The 24,419-nt window shown below is 51.4% G+C and carries 19 protein-coding genes; all 19 read right to left on the minus strand.

Features of this window, described 5'->3' with window-relative positions; all coding sequences use genetic code 11:
• Nucleotides 1-11: 11 nt before the first annotated feature.
• The 19 genes from araD to uvrA all read right to left on the minus strand — a co-directional run bounded on the left by araD (nucleotide 12) and on the right by uvrA (nucleotide 24,408).
• Entirely contained in the window at nucleotides 12-719 is a 708-nt protein-coding gene (araD, locus tag WMO29_RS10435) for an L-ribulose-5-phosphate 4-epimerase AraD (protein WP_349164727.1), read from the minus strand.
• Nucleotides 720-754: 35 nt separating this feature from the next.
• The gene (locus WMO29_RS10440) at nucleotides 755-1,615 is read right to left on the minus strand and encodes an SIS domain-containing protein (protein ID WP_178039347.1); all 861 of its coding nucleotides are present in this window, start codon (nucleotides 1,613-1,615) and stop codon (nucleotides 755-757) included.
• Nucleotides 1,616-1,642: 27 nt separating this feature from the next.
• Nucleotides 1,643-3,187, minus strand: coding sequence for an FGGY-family carbohydrate kinase (locus WMO29_RS10445; RefSeq protein WP_349164728.1), 1,545 nt, complete (start codon nucleotides 3,185-3,187; stop codon nucleotides 1,643-1,645).
• Between the two features lie 17 nt (nucleotides 3,188-3,204).
• Entirely contained in the window at nucleotides 3,205-4,065 is an 861-nt protein-coding gene (locus tag WMO29_RS10450) for an L-ribulose-5-phosphate 3-epimerase (protein WP_349164729.1), read from the minus strand.
• On the minus strand, nucleotides 4,034-4,702 hold the full coding sequence (locus WMO29_RS10455) for a ribulose-phosphate 3-epimerase (protein ID WP_349164730.1): 669 nt from the start codon (nucleotides 4,700-4,702) through the stop codon (nucleotides 4,034-4,036). The genes WMO29_RS10450 and WMO29_RS10455 overlap by 32 nt, the downstream gene beginning before the upstream one ends.
• A 229-nt stretch (nucleotides 4,703-4,931) precedes the next feature.
• Complete coding sequence (gene hxlB, locus WMO29_RS10460) at nucleotides 4,932-5,492, minus strand: 6-phospho-3-hexuloisomerase (protein ID WP_349164731.1); 561 nt, start codon at nucleotides 5,490-5,492, stop codon at nucleotides 4,932-4,934.
• A gap of 449 nt (nucleotides 5,493-5,941) precedes the next feature.
• Nucleotides 5,942-8,227, minus strand: a complete 2,286-nt coding sequence (locus WMO29_RS10465) for a hydratase (protein ID WP_349164732.1) — start codon at nucleotides 8,225-8,227, stop codon at nucleotides 5,942-5,944.
• Nucleotides 8,228-8,318: 91 nt separating this feature from the next.
• A complete protein-coding gene (locus WMO29_RS10470) occupies nucleotides 8,319-10,196 on the minus strand; it encodes a Spy0128 family protein (RefSeq protein WP_349164733.1) in 1,878 nt (625 codons plus the stop codon).
• A gap of 85 nt (nucleotides 10,197-10,281) precedes the next feature.
• Nucleotides 10,282-12,927 carry a sensor histidine kinase gene (locus WMO29_RS10475; RefSeq protein WP_349164734.1) on the minus strand — a complete coding sequence of 882 codons (2,646 nt, stop codon included), beginning with the start codon at nucleotides 12,925-12,927 and terminating at the stop codon, nucleotides 10,282-10,284.
• Complete coding sequence (locus WMO29_RS10480) at nucleotides 12,928-13,632, minus strand: response regulator transcription factor (protein ID WP_349164735.1); 705 nt, start codon at nucleotides 13,630-13,632, stop codon at nucleotides 12,928-12,930.
• Nucleotides 13,633-13,839: 207 nt separating this feature from the next.
• Nucleotides 13,840-14,724 (minus strand): DegV family protein, encoded by an 885-nt coding sequence (locus WMO29_RS10485; protein WP_349164736.1) that lies wholly within the window; start codon nucleotides 14,722-14,724, stop codon nucleotides 13,840-13,842.
• A 77-nt stretch (nucleotides 14,725-14,801) separates the two neighbouring features.
• Nucleotides 14,802-16,730: an NAD(+) synthase gene (locus tag WMO29_RS10490; RefSeq protein WP_349164737.1), complete on the minus strand. Its 1,929-nt coding sequence runs from the start codon at nucleotides 16,728-16,730 to the stop codon at nucleotides 14,802-14,804.
• A gap of 13 nt (nucleotides 16,731-16,743) precedes the next feature.
• Nucleotides 16,744-17,625, minus strand: a complete 882-nt coding sequence (hslO, locus tag WMO29_RS10495) for an Hsp33 family molecular chaperone HslO (protein ID WP_349164738.1) — start codon at nucleotides 17,623-17,625, stop codon at nucleotides 16,744-16,746.
• Between the two features lie 19 nt (nucleotides 17,626-17,644).
• Nucleotides 17,645-18,391: a class I SAM-dependent DNA methyltransferase gene (locus WMO29_RS10500; RefSeq protein ID WP_349164739.1), complete on the minus strand. Its 747-nt coding sequence runs from the start codon at nucleotides 18,389-18,391 to the stop codon at nucleotides 17,645-17,647.
• A 123-nt stretch (nucleotides 18,392-18,514) separates the two neighbouring features.
• Complete coding sequence (locus tag WMO29_RS10505) at nucleotides 18,515-18,769, minus strand: HPr family phosphocarrier protein (protein WP_349164740.1); 255 nt, start codon at nucleotides 18,767-18,769, stop codon at nucleotides 18,515-18,517.
• Nucleotides 18,726-19,664, minus strand: a complete 939-nt coding sequence (gene whiA, locus WMO29_RS10510; RefSeq protein WP_349164741.1) for a DNA-binding protein WhiA — start codon at nucleotides 19,662-19,664, stop codon at nucleotides 18,726-18,728. The genes WMO29_RS10505 and whiA overlap by 44 nt, the downstream gene beginning before the upstream one ends.
• A gap of 19 nt (nucleotides 19,665-19,683) precedes the next feature.
• Nucleotides 19,684-20,562, minus strand: coding sequence for an RNase adapter RapZ (rapZ, locus tag WMO29_RS10515; protein ID WP_178039447.1), 879 nt, complete (start codon nucleotides 20,560-20,562; stop codon nucleotides 19,684-19,686).
• Between the two features lie 30 nt (nucleotides 20,563-20,592).
• Complete coding sequence (gene murB / locus WMO29_RS10520) at nucleotides 20,593-21,501, minus strand: UDP-N-acetylmuramate dehydrogenase (protein ID WP_349164742.1); 909 nt, start codon at nucleotides 21,499-21,501, stop codon at nucleotides 20,593-20,595.
• An 87-nt stretch (nucleotides 21,502-21,588) separates the two neighbouring features.
• Nucleotides 21,589-24,408, minus strand: coding sequence for an excinuclease ABC subunit UvrA (gene uvrA, locus WMO29_RS10525; RefSeq protein WP_349164743.1), 2,820 nt, complete (start codon nucleotides 24,406-24,408; stop codon nucleotides 21,589-21,591).
• Between the last annotated feature and the right edge of the window lie 11 nt (nucleotides 24,409-24,419).

Consider the following 24,419-nt stretch of genomic DNA (forward strand, 5'->3'; position numbering starts at 1 on the left):
AGTCCTTCTCCTTATTTCTTGTGCTGTCCATAGTACGCGTTCGGACCAAATTTACGGTTATAATGCTTCATCTTAATGTTATCCTTGATCAGCTCGCACTTTCCGCCTGTCGCAATCTCGTCAAAAATTGCCATTTTTGCCACATACTCCAGAACCTGCGCGTGCAGCACTGCAGCGTGCGGAGTCTTGCCCCAGGTAAACGGCGCATGGCTGTGTACCAGAACTGCCTGCATTTCCACGCAGTTTCTCTTTTCGAACTCCTCCAGAATTACTTTTCCGGTATTTTTCTCATAAGCCTCTTCAATCTCCTCTGTGGTCATCAGACGGGTGCAGGGGATATCTCCGAAGAAATAGTCGCAGTGTGTGGTTCCATAGCAGGGAATATTCTTTCCCATCTGCGCCCACATGGTGGCAAACTGGGAGTGGGTGTGTACAATACCGCGGATTCCCTGATCCTTGAATGCCTTATACAGCTCGATGTGGGTATCTGTGTCTGTAGACGGAACATAGTCGCTGTCTACCACATTTCCATTCAGATCGACCGGCACCATCTGATCCGGTCTGAGCTCCTTATACGGAACGCCGCTGGGTTTAATTACCATCAGTCCGCTTTCCTCGTCATACCCGGATACATTTCCCCATGTGGAGATAACCAGCTGCTTCTCTACCAGCTCCATATTAGCCTCGTAGACCTCTTTTTTTAATGCCTCCAAACTCATTTCTATAACTCCTCCTTATAATAAAATTTAATTTATCATTTAAATCCTTTCCCTCGTATCTTGTTCAGTTCAAAGGATTTAGATGCGCTGTTTAACCGCTTTTCATAGCCCTTATCCGAGCGTACAAGCACACTCAGATACAGTGCGTCGATAACCATCTGCTCCGCAACACGCCGGGCTACAATATCCTTTCCCACTGTCACATCGCTGGTGGCAATAAACAGACTGATATCCGAAAGCCGTAAAAGCGGAGATTTACTCATTTTTGTAATACAAATAATGGTCGCTCCCCGTTCATCCGCTACCTTGGCCGCATTCAGGACGGTACGCGATTTTCCTTCGTAAGAAATGATAACCGCCACGTCTCCGGGGCCCAGATTACTGGCCTCCATTAGCTGCATAACCGGATCCTGCTGTGCGGAGCCCGGGATTCCCAATCTGCCGAATTTAAAATAAAACAACTGGCATACCGCTGCAGAATCGCCTGTCCCAAAGAAATGAATTGATTTTGCCTTCAGGAGAACCTGTACAGCCTCTTCATAAGCTTCCTTGTCTGCCAGAAGGATAGTATCTGTCAAAGTCTGCATATTGCTTTTATATACCTTCTGCAAATTGTCCAGAACAGAATCCTCTTTATGTATTTCCTCTACTGTCATAATGCTGCTGTCATTCAATGCATTGGCAAAGGCCTGTTTCATTTCCGAAAAACCGGAATAGCCCATTTTTCTGCAAAAACGGATAATCGAAGCATCTGAACTATCCGTTTCTCTGGCAAGCTCTGCCAATGTCATCAGACAAATCAGCTCCGGTTTTTCCAGTAGCGCCTGCGCCACTGCTTTTTCCGCCCTCGGCAGGGTCGGAATCAGAAATCTCAGTTTTACCATCAGCTCGTTCACGCGAATTCTCCTTCTGTCAGCTCTGTCTTACAGCCCGTTGTCCTCCAAATCCTGGTATACATCCCAGACAGAATTCAATGCATCGGCTGTTTTTCTATACAAGTCATATTTTTTGTTGTAAATAGCCACATTTTCCGGAATCGGCTCTACCCTTGTGGTAATACGGCTCATCTTGGAAGCCGCTTCCTTCATGTCCCTGTATTCGCCTGTGGCTGTCGCTGCCGCGATGGCGCATCCCAGAGCGCCGGTTTCATTGACATCCACAATCTCGATAGGCAGATTCATTACGTCTGCAAAAATCTGCGTCCACACCTTTGATTTTGCCACACCTCCGGTCAGCCGGATGACCTTGGGCCTGTCCGCCCTGGATACCAGCAGGTGCTCCAGATCCAGCCGGTGGGTAAACGCAATTCCCTCGTACACGCTGCGCACCAGGTGCTTTCTGGTGTGAAAACTGGTCATGCCCACGAAGCAGCTCTTTGCATGGGGATGCACATTACTTTCAAACAGGTAAGGCAGGAAGATTGGACAAAGCTCTTTTGCCGGAATTTCCTCCACCCAGCCGTTCATAATTTCATAGATGCTGCGGCCCTCTGCTTTTGCCTGAGCCTTCAGCTCCGGCAGAAGCTCCCGCACAAACCACTCGTTATTGCCTGCGGATGCCGCTGTTCCCACCTCAACTAAATAATACTCTGGGAGCAGGAAAAATGTATTTCTAATATATTCCAGAAATTTTTTCTCAACAACCGGAGTTTTGGACAGATACAGCTCCACGCTCCAGGTTCCGGCGATCATGCACAGTTCTTCCTCGGTCAGGACATTTGCCGCCAGCATGCAGGCCTGAATATCGAAAAGGCCGCCAATGACAGGGGTTCCTGCAAGAAGACCGCATTTTTCCGCCGCCTCCTCTGTTACCTGGCCGCAGATTTTCGCAGCCTCACACAGGGGCGGCAGAGCATCCCGGTACTGCTCCAGACCAAAAAGCTTCAGAAGCTCCATATCGTAATCACGGGTGTGCAGATTCAAAAAATTCGCGCCGGAGGAATCGCCGTACTCGGCTCCCGCCTCTCCGGTCAGCCGGAAGCGTACATAATCCTTTGCCTCGAAGATCCACTGAATCTTATCCATGCATTCGGGTTCATGATCCCGGAGCCATGCCAGAATGGCTACCGGCTGGCAAGACATGATTTTCTGGCAGGACAGCTTCGCGACCTCGCTTTCTGTACCGTCCTTTCTCCAGTTTTCCGTATACTTCCACGCCCGGTTATCGGTAGAGATAATACCGTTGCGTAAAGGGCGGTTGTCCTTCCCCCACAGATACAGGCCCTTACCGTGGCCACAGATTCCTACGCCTGCGATATCTGCGGGATCGATACCGCTCTTTTCCAGCGCGTTTCGGGTTACGGTGCAGTTTGCTTCCCACATTTCATCCATATTCCGCTCCACAAAGCCGGGTGCCGGTACGATCATTTTTGTTTCCACAGAAGCTACGCAGATTTCTTTCCCCTCTCTGTCATAAATAGCTGCTTTCGTGGTCGTTCCGCCGTTATCCAATCCAAGAAAATATTTCATATTCCTGTTTCCTTTCTTTATGCTTCCATGGCTCTGCGATACTGCTCTTCAATAAAGGCCTTGGCTGCCCGCACGTTAGCCCGGTCATCCTGTCCCTTTTTATGCCACATTTCAATCATATAAGGACCTGTGTACCCCAGATCCTCCAGCTTCTTTAAGCAGCCCACAAAATCTACACAGCCCTCGCCAAAGGGAATGTCCTTAAAGACGCCGGGTTTGTCCGCTGTCTTGCACAGGGTATCCTTTAAATGTACGCCCACAATGCTGTGAATTCCGGCCTCCAGATCGTCCAGCGGATCGATACCCCAGGCTGAAATATTGCCCACATCCGGATATACCTTATACCAGGGAGATTGTATCTTGTTTTCATACACCAGATGCTTTCGAATACAGTTCATCAATTCAATATCCATAATCTCTGTTCCCAGCATAATCTGGTAGCGTGCCGCCTGGGAAGCTGCCCAGAACATAGCCTCCTCATAACGCTTTTTGCTCTCGTCCGTGGACGGCTCATAGTATACGTCATATCCTGCCAGCTGAATCACGCGGACGCCCAGCTTATCCGCAAAAACCAACGCTTTCTCCATAATCTCCGCAGCCTTTGCGCGGGTAGCCGGATCCGCGCTTCCAAACGGAAAACGACGATGCACGCTCAGGCACAGGGACTGGATAAACACCCCTGCCTTATGGGCTGCATCCTGAATCCGATAGATTTCTTCGTCACCGGCATAGATACGAGACAGGCGTTCGTCCGTCTCGTCGATGCTGATTTCCATAAAATCAAAGCCCAGCTCTTTCACCTTTGCCATGCGCTGATACCAATCATCCTCCGCAGCCAACGCCTTCTCATAGATTCCCAACAGATGTTTTCCTAACACGCTCTACCATTCCTTTCCTGTCTTCCGACGCAAAAAATGCTCTTCCTATAATTACCCGGTTCGCACCGCTCTCAATACAATGTACCGCACGTTCCTCATTTAAGCCGCCATCCACCGCAATCCCGCATTCCAGTTTTTTTTCATTCAACATCCGGCGGATATCCCGGATTCTTTCAAAGGTTGTCTCCCGGAAGACTGCTCCCTCCGTGCCCGGAGCGCAGCTCATTACCAGAATCTCCTTTATATAGGTTAAAAACGGAAGCAGCTTATCCACCTCCGTATCAGGAGCAATCGCCAGCCCCGGCTCAATCCCCTTCGCTTCTATCTGCTGCAGATACTCCGCCAGCTGCTCCGGCTGTGCCGCTTCCACATGCAGTGTCAGCTTTTGAAGCGGAAGCTTCAGACACTCTTCCAGCATTGTCTGTGTCAGCTCCGCCATCAGATGAACGTCTCCGCAGGCCCTGTTCCAGTCCGTCAGTTGTCTGACCTGTGGCTGATTAAAGCCAAACAGCGGCACGAAATGGCCGTCCATCATATCTACATGGACCCAGTCCGCCCCGCTTTCTTCGATTTTATTTAAATCCCGTTCTATATGAAAAAAATCCGCTGCAAGCGCTGAAATACTTACCTCTGCCATCTTTTTTGCTCCTTTTTTTGCTTCATAACTTCAATTCAATACTATCAATCTAAAGGATTGAAGTAAACAGACGGTCTTTTTTTCTTATATTTTACCCAGTTATATCCTGTTTTTCACAACATTTTATGTGAATTATTGTGAAAAACATAGAATTCTTCACTTTTCACACTTCAATATGAATTATTTTATGTTTCTTTTTACTTCATTTTTACATTTATTTCTTTTTTGTTTATTCCAGATTGGCATGTCTCTGAAACATGCTTTCTCCTGTAAGCCCGAGCTGTTCCATTAATATCATCATAATGTAATCCGAGCAAATCATCAGACTTTGCTCAAACAGGCTTCCCATAGGCTGGATAGAATGTGATTTTTTCCCCTCATCAAATTTGCTGGACGCCGCTATCTGCAGAATTACATCTGCCATTTTACCTATTGCAGACTCCGGATAAATGGTAATAAGCGCAATCTTTGCACCAACCTTCTTTGCTGTTTCCGCATTTTTAACCAAAGCTCCTGTTTCACCCGAGCCACTGGTAATAAGAAGAAGATCGTCTGCTTCAATCGCCGGCGTCGTACATTCTCCTACTCTGTATGCTGTGATTCCGCTTTGCATCAGCCGCATGGCAAAACAGCTTGCAATCAGCCCGCTTCTTCCCGAACCGGCTACAAATACCCTTTTTGCTTTCTGAATTGCAGAGGCAACCGCTGTCTCCTCTTCATACGAAACCCTTTTTACTGTTTTACACAATTCCTCTAAAACTTCGCTTATTTCATGCATTTTTTTCTCCACGCCTCTCATTCTTTTTTCGTGATTTCATTCTACTCTGCGCTTCAAATGGAGTAAAGTTTGCCTCCTTTTTTCTATTTTTCGTTCCCCTTTCCTGATTTTTTCTCACATCCCCTGTATTTATTTTTATATAATTTGCACAAACTTTTTTGTTTTTCAGCTTCGCAGTGAAGTGTTTTTTGTTTTTTTCACTTCATAATCTGTTTTACTTTCATGAAATAAGAAAGAATCCTGCAAGGCAGGATTCTCCGCCTGCGGCGGGTCGCATAAGCGACATGATTCCATTCCGCCGCAGTGCGATCCCCCGGAGGGGCTTTTTGCTCTATAGGAATCATAGCTTTCACACTTTAATGTGACACGGTATTTCCTATAGAGCAAAAAAACTCCCTGTACATTTCGTATGTTTCAACACACAAATGCACAGGGAGTTTTCTATCTTCTGTTATCTTTTTTTATCCTCTGTAATAGTTAATCAGACAGCCCTTCAGAATGATCTCTCGCTCATCATCGGTCAGTCCGCCCAGCTTCAGGGTTACTTCCCGGTCTTTTTCACCGTTTACGTATACGGGGATCTCAGCTTTCTTCTCTTCCACTGCCTTGCGGATCTCCGGAATAAAGAGGAAGTCTCCCTTGGCAAAGGGAAGGGTTCCCTCGTCAATCAGGAAGGGCAGCATACCCCAGTTGATCAGATTGGAGCGGTAACGCTTGGTGGCGTAGGAGTTGGCGATGTTGGCCCAGCCGCCTAGTACCTTCTGGCAGGAGGCCGCCTGCTCTCTGGCGGAGCCGTCACCCGGCTTCACCGCAAAGATGGTGCTGCCCACGCCCACATTGGTCTTGTCCACGCCCGGATACCATGCGTTCAGGTTTTTAAATACCGGTTTCAGCTCCGGCACTGCCTCTGCAGGGCAATTTCCTGCCTCGATGGCCTTCTCAGCCTTCTGAATCTCCTTGGCCAGACCCACATAGGCCGGATCCTTCCGGGACAGAGTGAACTCTGCCAGACCCAGCGGGTTGGAGCGGTAAGAGGAGGTTTCGCCGGAGGGAATCAGCTCGTCTGTAGTGGTTACCGGATCGTGAATCTCCGATACCACCTTCAGAATCAGATGCTCCGCCAGGGCCGGCATAGCGGGCCAGTCCTTGATATTCGGGCCAAACTTGATCTCTACGCTCGAATCTGCCACGCCCTTGCTGTCAAAAACGCGGTTCTCGTAAATCTTGCCGTCAAAGAAGTAACGCGGGCTGCTGAAGTTCACATCCAGTTCAGTGGCAGCAGTCAGGTAACCCTTGTTGGCTGCGGTGGCCGCAATGGAACGGGCATCCATCAGCGCCACAGACGCAATCTGCCCGCTCTGGAGCTTGGAGCCCTCCCGGTTCGGGAAGTTGCGGGTGGAGTGACGGATACTGAAGCCGTTGTTGGACGGCGTATCGCCTGCGCCGAAGCAGGGGCCGCAGAAGGCTGTCTTCAGGACCGCTCCGGTCTCCATCAATGCAGCGGCAGATCCATTTTTTACCAGTTCCATGTAAATCGGCATACTTGCCGGGTATACGCTTAAGGTAAATTCATCCGGGCCGATGCTTGCGCCCTTTAAGATATCCGCTGCCGCACAGATATTTTCAAAGCCGCCGCCTGCACAGCCTGCGATGATACCCTGATCCACGTAGAGCTTGCCGTCGCGGATCTTGTCGGTCAGATGATAATCCACCGCGCCGCCCAGGGATACCAAGGCCTTTTTCTCCACATCCCGCAGGATATCACCCAGATTCGCCTTTACCTCCTCGATGGTATAGACATTGCTGGGATGGAAGGGCATGGCGATCATAGGCTTTACAGCGCTCAAATCTACATAAATCATGCCGTCGTAGTATGCCACCGGGCCGGGCTTCAGCTCTTTATAGGCTCCGGCTCTGCCATGAATTTCGTAGAACTCTTTGATAGTGTCGTCAGTCTTCCAAATAGAGGACAGGCAGGTGGTCTCGGTGGTCATAACGTCAATACCGATACGGAAATCTGCGCTTAAGTTCTCTACGCCGTCTCCAACGAACTCCATAACCTTATTATTGACATAACCCTTCTCAAAGACTGCCCCGATGATGGCCAGCGCCACGTCCTGGGGGCCGACGCCCTTCTGGGGCTCGCCGGTCAGGTACACGCCCACCACGCCGGGCATATTGATGTCATAGGTCTTGTTCAGCAGCTGCTTTACCAGCTCCGGTCCGCCCTCGCCCATGGCCATGGTTCCCAGGGCGCCGTAGCGGGTATGGCTGTCAGATCCCAGAATCATCTTGCCGCCCTCTGTCAGCATTTCCCGGGCAAACTGGTGGATTACTGCCTGATGGGGCGGTACATAGACACCGCCATATTTTTTCGCGCAGGTCAGGCCAAACATGTGGTCATCCTCGTTGATGGTTCCGCCTACGGCGCAAAGGCTGTTGTGACAGTTGGTCAGCACATAGGGAATCGGGAATTTCTCCAGTCCTGAAGCGCGGGCTGTCTGAATGATTCCTACAAATGTAATATCGTGGGACGTAAGCTTGTCAAATTTAATCTCCAGCTTGTCCATGTTGCCTGATGTATTGTGTGACTCCAGAATTCCATAGGCAATGGTCTGCTTTCTGGCCTCTTCCTTAGAGGGCACGCTGCCAAGCTGGCTCTCCAGCACGCTCTGCGCGTCCTTGGTATCCGGAATAATCTCTGTTCCGTTCAGCAGATATGCTCCGCCTTCCAGTAATTGAACCATGTTTCTCCTCCTGCATTATACGCTTACTATTTTCTTATCATTATAAAGATAGCTTGCACAGAATGCAAGCTATCTTCTCACTTATTCTTTCTTATTCGTACCGTTTTTTGCGGATATATCCGAGCGCAGCTGCCAGTCCCGCAAGAGCCAGGAACCCACAGCTTGCGGCCAGTTCCACCGGATTCTGGTCACCGGTGGCCACGGAAGCCGTCTGTGTCTTATTGCCGGATGAGCCGGAATGGCCTGAAGATCCGGTTTTCTTCGGTTCTTCTGTCTTCTTCGTCTCCTCTGGTTTCACTGGTTCCTTGTAACTGTTTTGAAATACAGGCTCTTTTCCTTCTGTATCCAGTTCCGCCACCAGTACACCGTCATCCTTTTGGATAACCTTTATGGTACAGGTATAAACCGTATTGTCGTAGATCACATAGTCCAGCTGCTCTTTTTCCTCGCTGATAGTGTAGGTATAGCTGCCCGGTTCTTTAAAGGTCAGCCGCTCAAAGACGATTTTGCCGTCTGCATCACTGGCTGCCCTGCGCACCACGTTTCCGCTCTCATCCTTCACCACAAAATGGAATTCTCCGGCATTCAGTTTCCGTCCATCCAGCTTCTTCGTTGCTTCCAGGATCACATCCACAGGCTTGATTTCCACCGGTTTATAACGGTTTTCGAATACCATTTTCTCTATCGTTTCCTGGCTGCCATCTTTGCTGATGCCTGTCTCCAGCTGAAGCTGTCCGGCGAAGAAGCTGACATTCACTGTCACATGATGCACAGAAAGGTCATAGGTTATCCCGGAAGCTCCTTCATTTGCCTCTGTCACCTTATACCGATAGGTTCCCGGCTTTGTAAATGAAATTTCACCAAACCGAAAGCTTCCGTCTGCCGTATTTCGAACCTCAGTACCGCCTGCCGCGGGCATCGGCATGGACTGACCGGCTGTCTCCGCATTTTCCTCTGAAAGGACTGTGATCTCCGGCACATCCTCTTCCAGCCGGAACAGGAACTCCCCACCGGTCAGTTCCTTCGGCGCAAGCTCGTTTTCCTTTTCCTCATACAGGTCTTTCTGTCCGGTCAGGGCGAGTGTAACCGGAGACGCTTCTGACCCGATACTCTCCAGAACAGACAGCATGGCCTCTTTTACTCCGGCTGTGCTCGTTGCTGCCTTATAATAGTCTTTCGTCCCCGTACGCTCGCCCAAGCTGCCCCTGTCATTCGCTGTGGCGTTGGGATAGTTGCTGGAAACCGCATGCAGAAACCGATTTGAATCCGAAGTTGCCTCCGTTACCTCTCCGGCATCCGCTCCGCTCTGAATCCCAATCGTATAAACCTCCGCTCCCTTGTCCTTTATGCTTTTCGCAGCCGCTACTCCTGCATTGGCAACCATCGGATCATAATTGCTGAAGCTCGACGGGCCTCCGTCTGTAAAAAAAATTACAATCTGGCGTCTGTCGGAATGCACCGTAATATATCTCTCTGCCAGCTCCAGGCCGTAATCTGCCCTCGTTGCTCCGGATGACTTTAATCCGCCTGCTCCGTCTTTGATAGCCTGCATGTCATCCGTGAGCGGCTTTACAATCTGTGAATTATTATACTTGTATTGGCCCTGTTGATACTCATCATTTCCTATTTCCTCCCTTTTATCTCCGGCAAACTTAATCAGTGCCACGCGATGCTTCTCACCGCCTTCGCCCACTGTGCCATTGATACTTTGTATTTCATCCGCCAACGCCGCTACAGCTGTCTTCAATCCATCTATTCTTTTTGTCGTGTCTTCACTGCCAAACGGATCATTCATCGAGCCGGATACATCCAGCACCAGCACAATATCCGCCGCGCCGCCCGCCGGCTCATTCATGGCAGGTGATCCCGTCTCTGCCTGCGCAGTCATCCCCGTGAGCAGCACGCCTGAAGCCAACACAAGTGTCAAAAACCATGCGCCCAGTTTCTTTAAAAGTCCTCGTTTCTTCACTTTTATCCCCTCCTGCATTCTCTAAATATTTTTTATTATACAGGAAAATAAAGTTCTTTGTACACTAACCAAACGGCTAGTCTTTTCAGACTAGCCGCTCACTTTTATCCCTATTCGTTTTTTCTTCCGCCTCCGGAAAGATAATCGTTGCCTTAAACAGGTCGCCGTCCAGATAGATATTGAAGCTTCCTTTCTGAAGCTCCGTCAGGTTCCGGGCGATGGAAAGTCCTAAGCCGCTGCCTTCGGTGCTGCGGGCCACATCTCCCCGGATAAAACGCTCCGTCAGCTCGTCGGCGTTGATATTCAGTGGCTGCTCAGAGATATTTTTGATACTGAAGCGCACCATATGCCCCACCGTGGTCAGTTCCACGTAGACCCGGGTATTCGGCATAGCGTACTTGGCCGTATTGTTATACAGGTTCTCGATGACGCGCCAGAGCCTCCGGCCGTCCGCCACGATCACCACCGGCTCCTCCGGCATATCCACCACCAGCTTCAGACCTTTATTCTCAAATTTTTCACTGAATTCGCCGTTGGTCTGCTGAATCAGCTCCTGGAAATTAAGGCGGTTCAGCTCCAGCTTCACATTGCCGGAGCTGATTTTCGACGCTTCCACCAGGTCGTCGGTCAGATGCTTCAGGCGCATGGCCTTATCCTCCAAAATCGCGATATAATTCTTCGCCCGATCATTCTGGATATCCTCCCGTTTCAGCAGATCCACGTAATTGATAATTGATGTCAACGGCGTCTTGATATCATGGGACACATTGGTGATCATGTCGGATTTCAGACGCTCGTCCTTGACGCTCTTTTCCACCGCTGCAGACAGGCCGCTGCCCATCTGGTTCACTGCCTCCGCAAAAGCCAGATTATCGCCGCTGATCTGGTCGGTGGGAATCTGCGCGTTCAACTCCCCTGCGGAGATCCGTTTGATGCCGTCCAGGATCCGCTGCCGCTGAGCCGCCTGCCGGAGCAGGAAAATTCCCACACCAAGGTCAAAGAACGCCAGCAGGATAATTCCAATTTCCCCCATTATCAGGAGCACTACGTTTACCAGCAGAAAGCCTGCATAGGAAAGCATGGTCTTCGTGGTGGTCTTCCGATTCTTCATCATCTCCCCGAAAACACTGCTGATCAGGTAGAGAATACTGTTCTTCCACAGGGTATGGGCCTTGATTCTGCGTACTAGGCTGATATAACCGGTGAGAAACATTCCATTCAACACAAAGGCCACGCCCCCACCCACCAGGGCGAATTCCGGCATCTCCAGATTCCGTACCGAGACGCCGACAGACACCAGAACCAGGATAATCCAGGCCGGTACAATCAGAATCAACGCCGCCAGCTCCGACCGTATCCGGTCAAAGCGGTTCAATATAATCTCACCGTCCTCGTCAGTGCTGCGTCCTGCTGCCAAAGTCAGATACACCATGCTCAGCAGATACAGAATCGCTCCCAGCATCACACCGTAGACTGCCACCCGGCTCACCGGCGCGATTTCCTCATACTGCTTCTTATACTGGGCCAGCTTATCGCTCGCCTTATACCCGGAGTCCACAGCTACCACCAGAATATAATCCCCTTCCACGGAAGGCGGATAGCTCTTCACATAGCTGCTCAGCTCGCTTAAGGAAATCGGCATACCACTGGCTTCATAATTCATATCTGAGCTGTCATAAATCAGATAATCCTTATAAGAGGTACGAATGTAATTCAACAGCCCCTCCTGGCTGGAAAATTTTTCTTTCCCAAAGCTTTTCATATTAGTGGAAATCTTTTCGGAAAAATCCTCCGGTGAAACCTGCTCCACTGATTTCGGAATGACAAAATAGCGCATATTGGTCATGCTGGGACTGAACAGCTCCAGATTCTCCGTATACGCGTAATAATCATTGTAAATGACCGGGAGTACATTTTCCAGATCATAATAAATCTCCTGAAGCTGGGCGGTGGTCAGCCGCTTCGCCTCTGCATAGGCGGTAATGCTGTCGTAGCCCACCGGTCCATACCGCTCCTCTACCGCCTCCAGCTGCTCCACATTGCGGACAGTGCTCTGCATCATATCAAAAGGACTGCTTTCTCCGTCTGTAATGAATTCCTCCACAAAACCTTCCATATTTTCTTCGGACATCGCAGATGTGGCGGATGATTCCTCCGCATCCGTCTCATCCGCTGTATCACCCTCAGGTACGGAGGTTATGGACGTTTCACTGTTCCCCTTATTTACGGTAGAGATCGAGGCCACCTCTGTTCCATCCTCACCGTACAGAGACTGCTCCGTATAATTGGTGAAACCCTTGGACAGATAGCCTACGGTACCGTCGTCGTAGGTAATCTTCATCAGGGTACCGGTCTCCATGCCATCCATAGACCAGTTCAGCAGATCCGTCAGTTCATAATACAGGCCTCCGTCCTTCACGTCGCCGCTTCCGATGGTACTGTTTTCTGCGTATTGCTGAACATCTACGAGAATCTTGCCGTCGTAGACGCCATTTTTCTCAAACTTACTCTCCCGGCTGGCAGCCCGGACGCAGCGGTAGATCTGCTCCAAAACCTCATCCTGATAATAACCGGTGCTCTCAAAGGTCTGATCCTTTCCCACGAATCCAAAGCCGCTGCCGCCCACATAGACCGTACACACAACCACGGACAGCACCAGCACCATCGCGCAAATCTGATTCAATAGCAGCGCCGTGAGCTTCCACAGCTTCGAATATTCCCATCGCTTCATTTACAGCTTCTCCACCTTATATCCAATGCCCCACACCACCTTCAGATAGCGGGGCTCCTTCGCGTTAATCTCGATCTTTTCCCGGATGTGACGGATATGGACCGCCACCGTATTATCCGCGCCGATGGCGTCTTCATTCCAGATACTCTCATAAATCTGATTAATGGAGAACACCTTACCCTGATTCTTCACCAGAAGCAGCAAAATATTATACTCAATAGGCGTCAGCTTCACCTGCTCACCGTCCACGGTCACTTCCTTCAGATCGTCGTTCATAACCAGGCCGCCGGTCTGATAGATCTTCTGATTCTCATCCATCGCATTGCCAAGCTTCGTATAGCGGCGCAGCTGTGACTTCACCCTGGCCACCAGCTCCAGCGGATTAAAGGGTTTCGTCACGTAATCGTCCGCACCGATATTCAACCCCAGAATCTTATCCGCGTCCTCCGACTTGGCTGACAGAATAATAATCGGAATACTACTCTTCTCCCGAATCTTAAGCGTCGCCCGCAGGCCGTCCAGCTTCGGCATCATAATATCAATCAGCAGCAGCTGCACATCCTCCTGCTCCAGCATTTCCACCGCCTGCACCCCGTCGTAGGCCTTCAAAATCCGGTACCCCTCCTGGGACAGATAAATCTCTATCGCGTCCACAATCTCCCTGTCATCATCACAGACCAGGATTGTATTCTTCTTTTTGTTCATGTTCTCACCCTCATATCGTTCTTGAAACGTGAATAGACAGTAAAATGGTACTCTTACATTTTACTGTCTATCCATAGTTATAACAAGGCTTTTTTAAGTTCTCTGTTTGATAATTCTTAAGATTTTCTTGGGATTTCCCGAGCTTAAACTACCAGAAAAGAGAAAATATCCCCCCGGCGAGGGGGATATTTTCTCTTTTTGTCCGTCTTACTTCAAATATTCCGCATACTTCTCTTCACTGGCACTGAGGAACACAATACCGATGATACCCGGGCCCGTATGCGCACCGATAGCGCATCCAACCCAGGACTTGATGATGCCACGGCAATGATACTTCTCCATCAGCATCGCACTGACCTTCTCGCAGGTCTCCGGATCATTTCCATGCACCACGCCGATAACCTGCTTATCCAGCTCTACGCCACGCTCGCCCACAAGCTCCACGCACCGCTTCAGCGACTTATGCCGTCCGCGCACCTTCTCGATGGCCACCAGCGCGCCGTCGTCATTGACCTCAATGATCGGCTTCAAATCCAGCACGCCGCCCAGCACAGCCGAGGTTTTGCTCAACCGGCCCCCCTTATACAGATATTCCAGCGTCTCCACCGTCACAATATGCTCCATATGCTCACAGAAAAACTGCGCTGCCTCAATAATCAGATCCTTCGGCGCGCCATTTGCCTGCATCCGCAGGATTTTCTCCACTGCCAGACCAAAGCCCAGAGAGGCGCACTTGGTATCAATGATGGTCAGATCAAACTCCGGATACTCCTCCAGAAGCTCTTCCTTTGCCAGATTTGCCGCATTGAAAGTACCCGCGATACCGGTAGAGAAGCACATATACAGCACCTCGTCCCCGGCCTTGGCGTAAGGTTCAAAATTCTCCCGGAACATATACTGATTGATGTGGTAGGTCTTGATATCAGTCCCTTGCGCCTGAATCCGGTAGAAATCCTCCGGGAAAATGGTCTTGCCGTCAAAATAATCCGTTCCATCAATGGTTACCGGCGTCGGAATCACATGAAGCTTGTATTTCTCGACAATCTCCTTGGGCAGATCCGTTGCCGAATCCGTAATAATCTTAAATGCCATGTTCTTCTCCCCTGAATTTAATTTGCGGCCTATGATACCGGCCCATCGTTTGGTTTACATAACTCAAATTTCATTTCCTACTCTAAGGTCTCAAGCTGCGCCAGCCACAACGCAGAGCAGGCATCGCTGGGCATCCGCAAATCTCCCCGCGGCGATACCGCTACAGAACCCACCTTCGGGCCGTCCGGCAGACAGGACCGCTTAAACTGCTGGGCAAAATATCTGCGGTAGAATACCTTCAGCCATTTCAGCATGGTCTCCTTATCATAGACGTCCGCAAAGGCTTTCTGAGCCAGCCGGTAAATCTTCGCCGGTTCAAAGCCGAAACGTAAGATGTAATACAGATAAAAATCATGCAGCTCATAGGGACCCACCAAATCCTCTGTCTTCTGGGCAATTTCCCCATCCTTCGGCGGCAGCAGCTCCGGGCTCACCGGCGTATCCAATACGTCCAGCAGCACCCCGGAAAGCTTCTCATCCCCACAGGTATCTGCGTAATATCGCACCAGATGGCGCACCAGCGTCTTCGGCACCCCCGCATTGACACCGTACATAGACATGTGGTCGCCATTGTAGGTGGCCCAACCCAGGGCCAACTCCGACATATCGCCGGTACCAATGACCATGCCGCCCGCCTGGTTGGCCAGATTCATCAAAACCTCCGTACGCTCCCGCGCCTGGGAATTCTCGTAGGTCACGTCATGCACATCCGGATCGTGTCCGATATCCCGGAAATGGATGGTCACCGCCTCGCGGATATCCACCTCCTTCAGCGTCGCTCCAAGCTTTTCTACCATATCACAGGCATTCCGGTAAGTCCGGTCTGTGGTTCCAAAGCAGGGCATGGTCACGCCCAGAATACCGGAACGGTCCAGTCCCAGACTGTCAAAAGCCTTCACCGTAACCAGAAGCGCCAGAGTGGAATCCAGGCCGCCGGAGATACCGACCACCGCCGTCTTGCAGTGGGTATGCTCCAGCCGCTTCTTCAGGCCCATATACTGAATGGCGAAAATCTCCTCACAGCGCCGCTGTCTGTCACTGTCGCTGCCTGGCACGAAGGGCGCCGGATCTACATAACGGGACAGTTCTGTATCTTCCCTTTTCAGATGGAAGCCAACCTCCACATAGGGTCTGGAATTATCCGTCCGGAAGGTGGTCATTCTTCTGCGCTCACCCACCAGCCGTGCGATATCCAGCTCCGCATAAATGGTCTCACTGGTAAATCGTTCCGATTCTGCCAGAATCGTTCCATTTTCCGCAATGATATTATGACCGCCAAACACCAGATCCTGGCTGGACTCACCCTCTCCTGCATTGGCATAGATATATCCGCATACCAGGCGGGCCGACTGTCCGCCTATGAGAGACTCCCGGTACAGATTCTTGCCTGTGGTCTCATCGCTGGCTGAGCAGTTCACGATGACCGTTGCGCCTGCCAGCGCATGACCGATGCTTGGCGGGTTCGGCACCCACACGTCCTCGCAGATCTCCGCAGCCACACTAAGTCCCGGAAGCTCCTCACAGGTGAACAGCAGCTTCGTTCCAAAATTGATATAATCGCCGTCCTCTCCCTCCTCGGGAACCCACACGTCCTCCACTTCCTGATTTCCCGGTGTGAAATGACGCAGCTCATAGAATTCCCCGTAATTAGGCAGATGCAGCTTCGGCACCAGGCCAAGCAGATGTCCGCCGCAGAGAGCCGCCGCCACATTGTAAAGCTTGCCGTCCTTCTCCCAGGGAAGTCCCACGAAGATCAGCGCGTCCAGATCTGCCGTCTCTCTGGCGATATGGAACAACTCCTCCCGGGCGCTCTTTAGCAGAAGCTCCTGTAAAAATAAATCCGAACAGGTATAGCCGGTAATGCCAAGCTCCGGAAACACGATGATCTTCGCGCCATGCTCCGCCGCCTCTCTGGCAAGCCTAATGGTCTCCGCGCCATTTCCCTTCGTGTCCGCCACATGAATCTTCGGCGTCACCGCCGCCGTTCTGATAAACCCGTGTCTCATAGTTTCTCCTTATTTAGCGTTTTGCTATTTTCAGAATCTCTTTTAAATCCTCAATATCAAACTTGTAGGCATGATTGCAGAAATGGCATTTCACCTCGATGGGCTTGTTGTTCTGAATCATTTCCCGGATGTCCTTGCTTCCGATGCTGACGATGGCCTTTGCCACCCGCTCCCGGCTGCAGTTGCAGTACCAGGAAGCCGGAATGGTGTCGTTAATCTCCAGACCGAAATCACCCAGCAGATACTCCAGAAGCTGCTCCGGGCTCATGCCCTGATCCAGAAGCTTCGTCACTGAATCCATGGTGGACAGCTTTGCTTCCAGTGCGTCAATGACCTTGTCGTCGGTAAAGGGCATCAACTGAATGATAAAGCCGCCTGCCTGGCGAAGCGTATTATCCTTATTTAACAACACGCCCAGCCCTACCGAGGATGGAACCTGCTCAGATGTGGCAAAGTAATAGGTCAAATCCTCCGCAATCTCGCCAGTCTGCAGTTCAACGGTTCCCACATAGGGCTCCTTAAGGCCCAGATCCTTGATCACCCGCAGGGTACCAGGCCCGATGGCGCCGGACACGTCCAGCTTTCCCTTTGCGTTCGCCGGAAGCAGCACCATGGGTTCATCCACATAGCCCTTTACTCTTGCCTTGGAATCCGCTGTCACGGTGATGCCGCCGATGGCCCCGGCTCCCTTGATCTGCAGGGTCAGCAGATCCGCGTCGCCTTTCATCATGGAACCCATCATGGCTCCGGCTGTCAGCAGACGTCCTAGGGCCGCTGTAGCCACCGGGCTGGTGTTGTGAATGGAGCGCGCCTGCTCCACCATTTCTCTGGATGTGATGGCAAAGGCACGAATCTGGTGATCCGCAGCCGTTGCTCTTACAATATAATCTTCCATAATTTTACTCCTCTTTTTCTTACGCTTTCCGCGCCACAACACAGAATTTACCTGTCGTTTCCATGACTGCTTCACCTGTGTCGGAATCAAAGATCTGCTCCGCCTTCAGTCCCGCCTTTTCAAGCAGCTCCAGTACCCGCTCCAGCGCATAGGCCTTCTGGATATGCGTCTCTTCAAACCGCACATACCGGTCGTCCTCATCCTGCACATAAAGCGTCAGGTCGTACTGATTCAGCTGTTCCTCCGGGTCGTAATAATTTTCCCAGATAAAGCTGCCCTCCTCCCGGTTCTCCGCGATGGTGGTCTCGCCCAGCATCTCTTTGTATTTGTAAATGGTATTCATGTCGAAGAAGAACACGCCGTCCGGATCCAGATAATTCCACACCAGCCGGAACACCTGCAGTAAATCTTCCTCTTCCGTAATATAATTCAGGGAATCGCAGACGCTGACGATGGCCCGCACCGTGCCATAAAGTTCAAACTCCCGCATATCTTGCAGAAGATACAAAATATCGTGTCCCGATCCGGCGCGCTTCTCACAGGCCAGCTCCAGCATTTCCTCGGAAGCGTCCACGCCGATCATATCGTAGCCCGCATCCGCCAGAAGCTCCGTCATGCTGCCGGTTCCGCAGCCCAGATCCAACACCAGACCGTCCGGAATTCCGTATTCTTTTAATATCTCTGTGATCCGCCGGCTCCATTTCTCATAGGGAACCTGGTCCATAAACAGATCGTAAACCTCCGCAAAGCCTGTATACGCGTCCATCGCTGCTGTAACTCCTTCAATTGTCTGATTTTCCAGACTGTATGATCCGTTTCATCATAACAAATTTCCGGACAAAAAACAAGGACTGCCGGAAAATCCCGGCAGTCCCTCACAATCGTCTGATTATTTGCTGCTTAAAAACTTCTCGATATTGGCTATAGCCTCTTCTTCGTCCTCGCCGTCCGCAGAAACGGTAACGGTCTCGCCCGCGAAGAGTCCAAGGGTCATCATACCCATAATGCTCTTGGCATTTACCTTCTTGTTATCACTCTCCACATAGATCTCGCTGCCGTACTGGCTCGCCACCTGTACCAGCAATGCGACCGGTCTGGCTTCAAGCCCTTCCGGAATCTGAATCGTGATTTCCTGTTTCATCATAATAATTCTCCTCCTTGTGATCCCTTAGCTCCTCTGCTATCAGACTCAGCTTTCTGAGACGGTGATTCACACCGGACTTCCCTACGGGCGGCGTCAGCATCTGACCCAGCTCCTTTAAGGTCGTCTCCGGCTGCTCCAGACGGAGTACTGCTATCTCTGCCAGATTCTCCGGCAACTCATCAAAGCCAATGGTTCTCTGAATAAATTGGATATCCTCTATCTGTTTTACCGCTGCTGAAACGGTCTTGTTCAAGTTCGCAGTTTCACAGTTCACCTGTCGATTGACGGAATTGCGCATCTCCTTCAGAATCCGGACATTTTCGAACTTCATCAGGGCCACATGGGCTTCCATCACATTCAAAAGGTCCGCAATCTGCGATCCTTCCTTTACGTATAACACGTAACTGCGCTTTCGCAGCGTGATCCGCGCGTCTATCCCGAAGCTGGCCAGCATCTCCCGAAGCTCATCCGCCTTCTCTTCCCCGCTGCACACGATTTCAAAATGATAGCCCTTCTCCGGGTCGCTCAAGGAGCCGGACGCCAGAAAGGCTCCCCGTATGTAAGCCCGCCTGCAGCACTGATTCTGCACCAGCATATGCTTCACGGGCTCCAGTCCTCCGAAAGAAGTCACCTCATAGCTGAGACTTCCCCTGGGATTTCTGCTCTGCCGCGTCGATACGTTCATTTCTATATTAAATGTTTTTCTCAATAATGTAAAGTACTTTCTTGCAACGGCCAGATTCTCCGTGTGCATTTTCACGCAGGGGGACTCTCCTTCAACACTCTCCACGCGGCTGCAGAAGTTTAAAATGGCGGCCATCTCAGCCAGTCTGCAATGTCTGGCCGGCGGCACATGGGCGGAGAGCTCCTGCTTGATCTCACTGGAAAAAGACATAGATCACCTCTTCATTTCCCTAATGCGCTTTTACAACGGCATCCTTCTCAATATCGCGATGCTCGATACGCACCGCGTAGTCCGCATTGTTTCTCAGCCGTTCATAAAGCTTATTGGCCAGGGTGACAGAGCGGTGCTTGCCGCCGGTGCAGCCGATGGAGATCACCAGCTGGTTCTTGCCCTCCAGCACATAATTCGGAATCAGAAACTGAATCATGTCAATCAGCTTGTCCAGAAACCGGTGGGACACCTCGAAGCCCATAACGAAATCCTGCACCGGCTTATCATTGCCGCTGAGCTTCCGAAGTTCTTCATAATAATAGGGATTCGGCAGGAACCGCACGTCAAATACCAGATCGGAATCCGTCGGAATGCCGTATTTAAAGCCAAAGGAAAGGACGGTAATGACCAGGTTCTTAAAGTTCTTATTCTGCACAAAGATCTTGTCCAGTTCCTGCTTCAGCTCCCTGGTCAGCAGATTGCTGGTATCAATGATATAATCCGCCTGCTTCTTCAGAAATTCCAGCCTTTTGCGCTCCTCCTGGATACCGTCGGCCACGCGGCCATTCTGCGCCAGCGGATGCGTACGCCGGGTCTCCTTGTAGCGCTTCACCAGCACCTCGTCAGAGGAATCCAGGAACAGGATTTCATAGTTCACGCCTGCCACGGTCAGTTCCTCCAGAGTGGCCGCCAGCTCGTTAAAAGCTTTTCCGCTTCGGATATCAATGCCCAACGCCACCTTCGTGACCTCCGTATTACCCGGATAAATCAGCTCAGAAAATTTTTCAATCAGAGAAATCGGCAGATTATCCACGCAGAAATAACCTGCGTCCTCCAACGCCCGAAGAGCGGTGCTTCGTCCCGCGCCTGACATTCCTGTTACAATTACAAATCTCATCTGTATCTTCTCCTGTCTGTTTCGACGCTCTTAAAAACCAAGTAGCTTTACTTCCATTTTCAGCTCCACACCGAACTGTTTCTTTACTTCTTCCTGCACATGGCATACCAGATCCATCACATTCCGGGCCGTCGCGCCACCCCGGTTGATAACGAAGCCACAGTGCTTCTCAGACACCTGCGCGCCGCCTACGCTGTAACCACGCAGTCCCGCGTCCATGATGAGCTTTCCTGCAAAATAACCCTCAGGCCGCTTGAAGGTGCTGCCTGCGCTGGCGTATTCCAGCGGCTGCTTGGATGTTCTCGCCTCCTTCAGCTCCTGCATCCGGGCTTCAATCACCCCTTTATCGCCTTTCTCCAGCTCCAGCAGAGCGCTCAGAACCAGATAGCCCTTTTTTGCAATGACGCTGGTACGGTAACCCAGCTCCAGCTTGTCTTTTTTAAGCCGCAGGATTTCTCCGTCCGGCTTCATGACCACAGCCTCTTTGACCACGTCCTTCATCTCTCCGCCGTAGGCTCCGGCGTTCATGACCAGTGCTCCCCCTAAGGTTCCCGGGATACCGGAAGCGAATTCCAGTCCGGTCAGTCCCTCTTTGGCCGCCAGACGGGCCATGCGTACCAGCAGAGCTCCGGCTTCTACTTCCAGCTCGGTGCCATTTACGCGGATGCCGTCCATATTGCGGAACAGTTGGATGATGACGCCCTTATATCCTTCGTCGCTCACCAGCACATTGCTGCCATTCCCCAGGATATAATAGGGGACGCCAGCTTCCACGCAGGCCTTTACCGTGTCCGCCAGCTGCGGTACCGTCTGAGGCATGCAGAAAATGGCCGCCGGGCCACCGATGCGAAAGGTGGTATGACGGCTCATGGGCTCGTCCCGCAGGACATTGGCAGCTTCATTTATATTGCAAAGGATTTCATATAATTTCTGAATCATTGTGTGTACTCCATTGGGATTTGGTTGTTTCTATACTCTGTTTTAGTATATGCGAAAAAATAAATAAAAACAATCTTAAAATACTTTCTATAAATATTTTCTAAGGTACCGGCCGGTGTAGGAGATCTCCTGCTCCGATACCTTCTCCGGCGTCCCTTTGGCGATAACGGTACCGCCACGGTCGCCGCCTTCCGGTCCCATGTCAATGATGTAATCGGCCGTCTTTATCACGTCCAGATTATGCTCGATGACCACGACTGTATTGCCGCCCTCGGCCAGCCGTTTCAGAATCTCCGTCAGCTTATGGACATCGGCAAAATGCAGGCCCGTAGTCGGTTCATCCAGAATGTAGATGGTCTTGCCGGTGCTCCGTCTGGATAGCTCGGTGGCCAGCTTAATCCGCTGGGCTTCCCCTCCGGACAGGGTCGTGGAAGGCTGTCCCAGCTTGATATAGGAAAGTCCCACGTCGTTCAGAGTCTCAATTTTCCTGCGGATAGATGGCACATTTTCGAAGAAGGTCATGGCCTCTTCCACAGTCATATCCAACACATCAAAGATGCTCTTGCCCTTATACTTCACATCCAGAGTCTCCCGGTTGTACCGTTTTCCCTGGCAGACCTCGCAGGGCACGTACACGTCCGGCAGGAAATGCATCTCGATTTTGATGATTCCGTCGCCGGAGCAGGCTTCACAGCGGCCGCCTTTCACATTGAAGCTGAAACGACCCTTCTTATAGCCCTTGCTCTTGGCGTCGGCTGTGGACGCGAACAAGTCGCGGATCTGGTCGAATACGCCGGTGTAAGTGGCCGGGTTGGAACGGGGCGTCCGCCCAATAGGGGACTGGTCGATGGCAATGACCTTGTCAAGCTGCTCTACCCCTGTGATTTCCTTGTATTTACCCGGAATGGTGCGGGCCCGGTTCAGCTTCCGCGCCAGGGTCTTATAGAGAATCTCATTGACCAAAGAGCTCTTTCCGGAACCGGACACGCCGGTGACGCAGGTCATGACGCCCAGGGGGAAATCCACCTGGATATTTTTCAGGTTATTTTCCGCAGCGCCCCTGACCGTCAGCCAGCCCGTGGGAGTTCTTCTGGTCTCCGGCACCGGAATCTTTAATTTTCCGCTTAAGTAAGCTCCGGTAATGGAATCCGGACAGGCCATAATCTCCTGTGCCGTACCTGCCGCCACGACCTTGCCGCCGTGCTCGCCCGCGCCCGGGCCGATATCCACGATATAATCCGCCGCGAACATGGTATCCTCGTCATGCTCCACCACAATCAGGGTATTACCCAGATCCCGCAGACGCTTCAGGGTCGCCAGCAGCTTATCGTTGTCCCGCTGATGCAGGCCGATGCTGGGCTCGTCCAGGATATAGGCCACGCCCACCAGGCCGGAGCCGATCTGAGTAGCCAGACGGATACGCTGAGCCTCGCCGCCGGACAGGCTGCCGGTGGCCCGGGCCAGGGTCAGATAATCCAGTCCCACATCAATCAGGAAGCCGATGCGGGCCTTAATCTCTTTCAGGATCTGTTCACCAATCAGCTTCTGCTGTTCTGTAAGCTGCAATTCCTTCAGAAAATCATACAGCTTCAGCACGGACATAGACGTCACTTCCGCGATATTCTTCTCCCCCACGGTCACTGCCAGAGACGTCTTCTTCAGACGCTGGCCGCCGCAGGCCTTACAGGGCGTAATCCGCATGAAGGTCTCATATTCCTGACGCATGATCTCGGAACCGGTCTCCCGGTAGCGGCGCTCCACATTTTTAATCAGGCCCTCGAAGGCCACATCATAGACGCCCTCGCCCCGCTGCCCCTTATAATAGACCTTCACCTCACGGCCATTGGTTCCATGAATCAGTATGTCCCGGATCTCCGGGGACAGCTGCTCATAAGGTATGGTCAGATCGAAGCCGTATTCTTTGGAAAGGGCTTTCAAAAGCGCATAGGTAAAGCTGGACGGGTCCGTACAGGACTGCCAGCCCATGACCGTAATCGCACCCTCCGCGATACTTAAGGACTTATCGGGAATCATTAAATCCTCGTCAAATTCCATCTTGTAGCCCAGGCCGAAGCACTCCGGGCAGGCTCCGAAGGGGTTATTAAAGGAAAAGCTTCTGGGTTCAATCTCTTCCATGCTGATGCCGCAATCCGGACAGGCATAGCTGGAGCTCAAGGTCAGCGTCTCGCCGCCGATGACATCCACCACCAGCAGACCGTCGGACAGGTTCAGCACCGTCTCGATGGAATCCGCCAGGCGGCGCTCTATGCCCTCTTTCACCACCAGTCGGTCCACCACGATCTCGATGGTATGCTTGATGTTCTTTTCCAGCTTGATTTCTTCGGACAGCTCATAGAGATTGCCGTCGATGCGAACCCGGACGAAGCCGCTTTTCTTCGCCTGCTCCAGCACCTTCACATGCTCGCCCTTGCGGCCCTTGACCACCGGGGCCAGCAGCTGGATTTTCGTCCGCTCAGGCATGGCCATGATCTGATCTACCATCTGGTCTACACTCTGCTTCTTGATCTCCTTGCCGCATTTCGGGCAATGGGGGATACCGATCCGGGCATAGAGCAGTCGGAAATAATCGTAAATCTCCGTCACGGTTCCCACAGTGGAGCGGGGGTTCCGGTTCGTAGACTTCTGGTCGATGGAAATGGCCGGAGACAGGCCGTCAATGCTCTCCACATTGGGCTTCTCCATCTGACCCAGGAACTGACGGGCATAGGATGACAGGGACTCCATGTAGCGCCGTTGTCCTTCCGCATAAATAGTGTCGAAGGCCAGGGACGATTTTCCCGAACCGCTTAGTCCCGTCAACACCACAAATTTATCTCTGGGAATGTCGATATCCAGGTTCTTTAAATTGTGCTCGTTGGCGCCCCGGATTCTGATAAATTTATCCATTGTTTTTCTCC

This window comes from Laedolimicola intestinihominis (assembly GCF_040096155.1).
Classification (GTDB): domain Bacteria; phylum Bacillota; class Clostridia; order Lachnospirales; family Lachnospiraceae; genus Laedolimicola; species Laedolimicola intestinihominis.

Coding starts and splice junctions, on each gene's coding strand:
- WMO29_RS10475 (WP_349164734.1), bottom strand. CDS start 12,927: ATGAAGCGATGGGAATATTCGAAGCTGTGGAAGCTCACGGCGCTGCTA.
- uvrA (WP_349164743.1), bottom strand. CDS start 24,408: ATGGATAAATTTATCAGAATCCGGGGCGCCAACGAGCACAATTTAAAG.
- rapZ (WP_178039447.1), bottom strand. CDS start 20,562: ATGAGATTTGTAATTGTAACAGGAATGTCAGGCGCGGGACGAAGCACC.
- WMO29_RS10490 (WP_349164737.1), bottom strand. CDS start 16,730: ATGAGACACGGGTTTATCAGAACGGCGGCGGTGACGCCGAAGATTCAT.
- WMO29_RS10485 (WP_349164736.1), bottom strand. CDS start 14,724: ATGGCATTTAAGATTATTACGGATTCGGCAACGGATCTGCCCAAGGAG.
- hslO (WP_349164738.1), bottom strand. CDS start 17,625: ATGGAAGATTATATTGTAAGAGCAACGGCTGCGGATCACCAGATTCGT.
- WMO29_RS10500 (WP_349164739.1), bottom strand. CDS start 18,391: ATGGACGCGTATACAGGCTTTGCGGAGGTTTACGATCTGTTTATGGAC.
- WMO29_RS10480 (WP_349164735.1), bottom strand. CDS start 13,632: ATGAACAAAAAGAAGAATACAATCCTGGTCTGTGATGATGACAGGGAG.
- WMO29_RS10455 (WP_349164730.1), bottom strand. CDS start 4,702: ATGGCAGAGGTAAGTATTTCAGCGCTTGCAGCGGATTTTTTTCATATA.
- WMO29_RS10505 (WP_349164740.1), bottom strand. CDS start 18,769: ATGATGAAACAGGAAATCACGATTCAGATTCCGGAAGGGCTTGAAGCC.
- whiA (WP_349164741.1), bottom strand. CDS start 19,664: ATGTCTTTTTCCAGTGAGATCAAGCAGGAGCTCTCCGCCCATGTGCCG.
- WMO29_RS10465 (WP_349164732.1), bottom strand. CDS start 8,227: ATGGTTCAATTACTGGAAGGCGGAGCATATCTGCTGAACGGAACAGAG.
- araD (WP_349164727.1), bottom strand. CDS start 719: ATGAGTTTGGAGGCATTAAAAAAAGAGGTCTACGAGGCTAATATGGAG.
- WMO29_RS10445 (WP_349164728.1), bottom strand. CDS start 3,187: ATGAAATATTTTCTTGGATTGGATAACGGCGGAACGACCACGAAAGCA.
- murB (WP_349164742.1), bottom strand. CDS start 21,501: ATGATTCAGAAATTATATGAAATCCTTTGCAATATAAATGAAGCTGCC.